This is a genomic window from Bartonella sp. AA74HLJMH (genome assembly GCF_042197045.1).
In the GTDB taxonomy this organism is placed as follows: domain Bacteria; phylum Pseudomonadota; class Alphaproteobacteria; order Rhizobiales; family Rhizobiaceae; genus Bartonella.
Window position 1 is genome coordinate 1 of the sequence record NZ_JBHIRJ010000044.1, and the last position, 4,862, is coordinate 4,862.

At 37.5% G+C, this 4,862-nt stretch carries 5 protein-coding genes and 1 pseudogene; all 6 read right to left on the bottom strand.

Annotated elements, in window-relative coordinates:
- On the bottom strand, positions 1-442 hold a 442-nt coding region (locus ACFINH_RS09110), incomplete at its 3' end, for a type IV secretion system protein (RefSeq protein WP_375632813.1).
- Between the two features lie 191 nt (positions 443-633).
- On the bottom strand, positions 634-1,401 hold the full coding sequence (locus tag ACFINH_RS09115) for a type IV secretion system protein (protein ID WP_375632815.1): 768 nt from the start codon (positions 1,399-1,401) through the stop codon (positions 634-636).
- On the bottom strand, positions 1,398-3,869 hold the full coding sequence (locus ACFINH_RS09120) for a VirB4 family type IV secretion/conjugal transfer ATPase (RefSeq protein WP_375632817.1): 2,472 nt from the start codon (positions 3,867-3,869) through the stop codon (positions 1,398-1,400). Before ACFINH_RS09120 ends, ACFINH_RS09115 begins: the two co-directional genes overlap by 4 nt.
- A 2-nt stretch (positions 3,870-3,871) precedes the next feature.
- Positions 3,872-4,180, bottom strand: coding sequence for a type IV secretion system protein VirB3 (locus ACFINH_RS09125; RefSeq protein WP_375632819.1), 309 nt, complete (start codon positions 4,178-4,180; stop codon positions 3,872-3,874).
- 12 nt (positions 4,181-4,192) lie between these two features.
- Positions 4,193-4,504, bottom strand: coding sequence for a conjugal transfer protein (locus tag ACFINH_RS09130; RefSeq protein WP_375632821.1), 312 nt, complete (start codon positions 4,502-4,504; stop codon positions 4,193-4,195).
- 245 nt (positions 4,505-4,749) lie between these two features.
- A pseudogene (locus tag ACFINH_RS09135) lies at positions 4,750-4,862 on the bottom strand (conjugal transfer protein); the annotation flags it as partial.

Genomic DNA, 4,862 nt, shown 5'->3' on the forward strand with positions numbered 1-4,862 from the left:
CTAAGAGACTGTAAAGCAGTCCATTGGACTCGAAGAAGACGGTTTCTTGGAAAAGACGGCCTGCATATTGGAATCCTTTGGTTGCTGCTTTGTCCAGTAAATTCATTAATTGTTTATCATCGAGTGGATTTGTCATGAGCGCTTTTGATAACTCATAGGGCATTTGTGTTATTAAATTGGCAATTTCACTTTGATAAAGTCCTGTGGTAAGAGCTATTGAAGTAATAATACTTATTCGTAGGAAACGATTTACAAATCCGGAGAGTGGCATATCGATAGCGCCACGAATGATAAGCCATCCATAGATGATGAAAGCGATTGTGATACCGATTGATACAAAGGGTGTAATTGTAACAATTGCTTTTGAGGAAATATCCGTGACATATGTTTTTGTTATCTGATCAATTTTATTGAAAAGTTGCGTGAAAACTGTAAAGTCCATGGAATTCCTCTTTAACGAATTTTCAACTTTTTATATGCTTTTTAAGCATTTTTCGTTGAATTTTTTTAAGGATAAAATGAAACTTCGTAGACCTTTTCGATCTATGAGAGAGAATTGAGTATTACGCATTAACTTTTTCTTTTTACGAGCATACAGGAAAAATAATATACAAAATATTGCTACAAAAAGCTTTACCTAATAAATCTTATGGTAGGCATGTTCGTGTTTTTACTATTCAAAATTTTTATGTTATGTTTATCTTTCTGTTGTTTGATAAGTGTATGTTCAGCATTGCGTAAATGTGTAACCATTTGTAGTTTTGCTGTTTCATTTTGTAGCATAGCAAGCATTCCAATTATATGTGCTTGTAACTCGGCAATACTTTTTAGATCTTTTGTTGTCGTGATTTCGTTTAATAGTTCTTCAATTTGCTGAAAACGATTGTTTGCTTCTTGAAAAGTTTTTAAACTTACGGCTTTATCAGTGATGGCTGCATATTGGATACGCTTGTTGATAAAACTGCTAGATTCATGGATACTGACAGGAATTTCTTCTTCTTTTAAAATATTTTCAAGTGATGTAGATAGAGCAGAAGGTTTATTTCTATTGTAGAGATTCTCTGGATTTTTGAGAAAAAAACTATTGTGATCTGTTTGTACATTTTTAAGTTTTTTAGTATCGAATTTTTGGCTTCCCGTTATAGACTCGTGTATCTTTTTTACTTCCTCAAGGTGTTTTTTTAGCATATCGAGAAGTTGGGCATCAGGTGGCGCTTTCTTTTGCTGTGGAGTTTTTTTAGACTTTGATGTATTTGAAGATGAACTTCCAAAAAAATTGGGCCACTTCGTTGGAACGGATGCCGATAAATCCACCGCCCCAGCCCCCCAAACCCAAGCCATCGCTGGGTTTGAAATCCCTAAAGTTATTACAACTACTATTGAAATGACCTTTTTTTTCATGTTTCCCTCCTGTCATTTTTTGCGTGCTGTAAGAAAATTGGTAACCATATTGCCGGATCATCACCAACTTCTGCGATAATGCTTTCGGCTAACTCTGCGTTATCAGGCGTTCCTGATAACACTAAGAGCTCGTCACTAAAGTCGTGTTCGATGGTTTTTCCATCGCGTGTCAGATGGAATTTACCAAGATTCAGTTCTGCAAGCGCAGATTGATCACCCTGCTTAATGAGGAATTGGCGACTAAACTCACCAAGTCCTTTAACGAGTTCAAATTCGGCATCTGTTAGTTTAAAGCCTTTTGTATAATCTTCATAATTTGCTTTGGGATTGGCTAGAAAAATGTAAGTTGCACACTGTTGAATGAGTGTTTTGGCAATATTACTTTCCAAGGCATCGCTAGGCTCTTGTGTTGCATAAACAAAAATACCATTTTGTTTACGGATAGTCTTTTGTTTATTTTTCGCTAAATCTTCAAAGTACGGATCTTGCAAAGGCTTCCAAAACTCGTCAAAGATATACATAAACCGCTGTCCGCTAATCATGCCTTCTGTGCGGTAAAGCAAATACATCATCACTGGAGTGCGAGTTTCAAAATTATCTAAGAATTCCGTGATATCAAAGCCGTAAATTTGATGTGTTGAGAGATCAAGAGCATCATGGGGATTATCAAACAACCACCCATAATCACCACCTTCACACCATTTTAGTAAGCGAGCATGAACAGATGGGTGAGCATTATAATCACTTAAACGTGGATTTGGTAAAAATTGTACTAGAAAGGACAAACGACGGAGTGATCGGTCAATGTTAGCACTCATAACAGACATAACTGCTTTGTTAATTTCTTCTTCGTCGTGATGCGTGACTTCACCACCAGCTTCTGCCAATTTTTTAACAAATTGTTTCAGAAAAATAAGATTTTCTTGTGTGGGTGGGAGTTGGAAAGGATTGAAACCACTTTTTCTGCCTGGCTTGAATGTTAAATATTTTCCACCCATCGCCCGAATGGCAATTTCCATGCCACGATCTTTATCAAAAACAACAGTTGTCGGCTTAAATTTTTGTGCTTGTGCTAACAAAAAGCCGAGTAACACGGTTTTACCGGAACCAGATTGTCCGATAAGTGCGGTATTACCAAGTAAACGTTTATCTGTCGAGTCCTCTTCAAGTTTGGAGGCATGAAAGTTGAAATAAAGCGGTGTTTTACTGGTTGTTTTAAGAATTGTGACGGCTGGTCCCCATGGGTTGCCAGTGGGTTTTCCTGACATAAAATTATGAAAAGATGAAAATGACAAAAAGTTCAATGATGTAATCGGAGCAGGACGTGGTCTCCATTTCCAATTGCCAGGAAGTTGTGCCCAATAGCCAGCCTCTATCGCTAAGTCTACAGGTTTGGGCAGTACCGCAACGTCTAGTAATGCTGCACTTGCTTTGGCCATATGGTCGCGAACTTGTTGAATTGTATCACCATAGATCGTCAATGTGCAGTGATGTTCTCCCATGACAAAATGCCCACTGATAAGCTGGTTTAGTGCTTCGTCAATTTGTTCAATTTGGCTCGTTGCCACATCTCGTGCATCAATAAGATTACGCTGATGCCGTTGTAAATAGTCTTTAGCAGCATGTCGGGAGAGCACTGAAAAGCTCTGCGTCAATACGAACTCGAAGTCACTTTCCAACAAAACATTTAATTGTCCTGGTTTGGTTGTTGCATCATATTCTTTAATTTCAAGCATTCCAAATCGACGCATTCCACTGGTTGTTCGCAGTTCACCAAGAGCGCCCCATTTTGAGAAAAAAGGTCGATTGACAGACATATAGTCAGCAAAACGGTCATGGCAAATTGGCATAGGGCGATATTCACCATTGACAAGCATTCCAAGGAATTCAAGTGCAGAAGAATAAGCATGCCCATTTTTTTCATAAGCACCAAGAAGTTCTGCACCGTAACGGTTTAAAGATTGGCCTAAAGTACGATTGATGTCATTGAGTTCTTTGATACATGTGTCTTGTCGCATCTTTTTTTGATCAAGCGTTTCACGTTCATGTTTAGAAAAGAACGACATAATTTTATCCGCTATCGGTTGAAAAATGACAGTCAGATATAAATCATTGACCATCAAATTATAACCAGTAAAGCTTTGTCGATATTTTTCATCAAGTTGATAGCAAAATATTTGATCAAATGTTGAATCAGGATATTCATAAACACGGCGGCGCACAATATGCGTCCAAAATGATAAATTGGCTGATGCAAGACCCCGTAGAGTATTGTTAAGCTCTTTTATCCATTGAAAAATATCTTCTTCTGAAGCGCTTTGATGCGAACGCCCGTCAATTTTCCAAATTGACAAATATTCCGCATTTTTAGTAGAAATAATCGTATCTGTAATATGATGTGAATAAGGTAGAAATAGGCTTACAGGTGCCTCTGATGCAAGGCGTTTGCTGCTTTCAACAGCTGTCATGTTTATCTCCTTTTACTATAATCAGAGGGACTATAACTTGATGCGCCCCAAAAACCTTTGTTACGATTGCGAAATTTAGTATCGATCCATAACCACCAGATACGAAACGCCTTATCATCGTTTTTAGTAATTTGCACCATAATGAACCATAATGGAGGCGCTATAATCCACAAAAAGACACTTACTGTCATAGCAATAACAGCGACCCCCATAACCATAACGATAAATGGCATCATGGGGACACCCCATATAGTTGGAACACGTGTTGCTCCTTTGAATAGGGGGAATTCTTTTTGTTCTTGTGATTTCATGGGGTGCTCTTGTCAGTGAAGGTGAAATAATATGTGGCTAATATAAAAGGCTGCACCAGCAATAATGACGCTGAAAGCCCATCGTATAAATGTAGCTCTTGCGATGATGCGAAATATATAAATAAGCAAAAGAAATAAAAGAATAATGATGGCGACGATAGGAATGATTATACTTAATCCATATTGCATCCCTATGAAGGCATCCAAGCTCTCAGTTTCCGTCTGAGCATATGCAGATTGCGTTATTAATAACATCATCGAAGTGATAATAATAACATTAATCTTGTTGCACGTCTTCGCTTGAAACGTATTTGATTGTTTCATATCCTTTATCCCCTTTTAATTAAAGTTGCTATAAACAATATTCCTTTTTTCAGTATGGCTACATTATTACTGGTACACACCTATAATCGATGGATATTAAAAACATTACGTATTATACTGGATTCATGAATTACCTTTCAATAATATTGCAGTAACTTTGGTTGTAGAGGGCACGATAATAATACTGATTGTCTATCGTATAAACGTATCGTATTGTATTGTATTATTTGTAATTGATGCCATTATTATGGTGTTGTAAATAGCAGTGTAACAAGTTGGGTTGCTGAACCTGCGATAACGACCCCGATTGCCCACCGTACAAATGTGTCTTTTCCGATGTAGCGTCCTGCATAACCAA

What these genes read in the sequence shown, in the direction of transcription:
- ACFINH_RS09115 (WP_375632815.1), bottom strand. Translation starts at nt 1,401, where the DNA reads ATGAAAAAAAAGGTCATTTCAATAGTAGTTGTAATAACTTTAGGGATT.
- ACFINH_RS09120 (WP_375632817.1), bottom strand. Translation starts at nt 3,869, where the DNA reads ATGACAGCTGTTGAAAGCAGCAAACGCCTTGCATCAGAGGCACCTGTA.
- ACFINH_RS09125 (WP_375632819.1), bottom strand. Translation starts at nt 4,180, where the DNA reads ATGAAATCACAAGAACAAAAAGAATTCCCCCTATTCAAAGGAGCAACA.
- ACFINH_RS09130 (WP_375632821.1), bottom strand. Translation starts at nt 4,504, where the DNA reads ATGAAACAATCAAATACGTTTCAAGCGAAGACGTGCAACAAGATTAAT.